Source organism: Halomonas sp. ND22Bw (genome assembly GCF_003011945.1).
GTDB lineage: Bacteria > Pseudomonadota > Gammaproteobacteria > Pseudomonadales > Halomonadaceae > Halomonas > Halomonas halophila.
This window is the reverse complement of record NZ_PXWD01000158.1, coordinates 1-458: the sequence shown is the minus strand read 5'-3', so window position 1 is coordinate 458 and position 458 is coordinate 1. Positions and strand designations below refer to the sequence as shown.

Annotated in this window: 1 protein-coding gene; it reads left to right on the top strand. The window is 64.8% G+C overall.

Features of this window, described 5'->3' with window-relative positions; translation table 11 throughout:
• Positions 1-202: 202 nt before the first annotated feature.
• The coding region (locus tag CVH10_RS17460; protein ID WP_219924754.1) for a hypothetical protein at positions 203-458 on the top strand (256 nt) is incomplete at its 3' end.

Here is a 458-nt window from a genome sequence, read left to right as displayed (position 1 = left end):
GGCGTTGGTCCGAAGCCCTGGCCGCCGCGCACCGCGCCATGCCCGATCCGACCTGGCTGGATCTGGATGCGGCGCCGGCCCCGAGGACGATGGCTGCGGTCGGCTGATTAAGAATGCGATTTGTTCGCAATTCCCTTGTGCGACATATTGAAGCTGGTTATTGCGACCGCATCGCAAAATCAGACCAAAAGGTCGCAAGACAATGTCCGAATCCCGCGCCGCCTCTCTCCGTGCGCTTCTGTTCGCCTCCAGCGCCGCCGGAATGCTGGTCGCAGCCCCCGCTTTCGCCGCCGATGCCGCGGATGGCGTGATCGCCACGGCCGATCAGCAGCAGCCCGCCAATCTGGGGACCATCGACGTCAACGGTCAGGTCAAGAAGCCCGCGCCGGTCAGCCCCGAGTTCGTCGCGCCCCTGGTCGACACCCCGCGTGCGATCACCATCATTCCCCAGACCATCA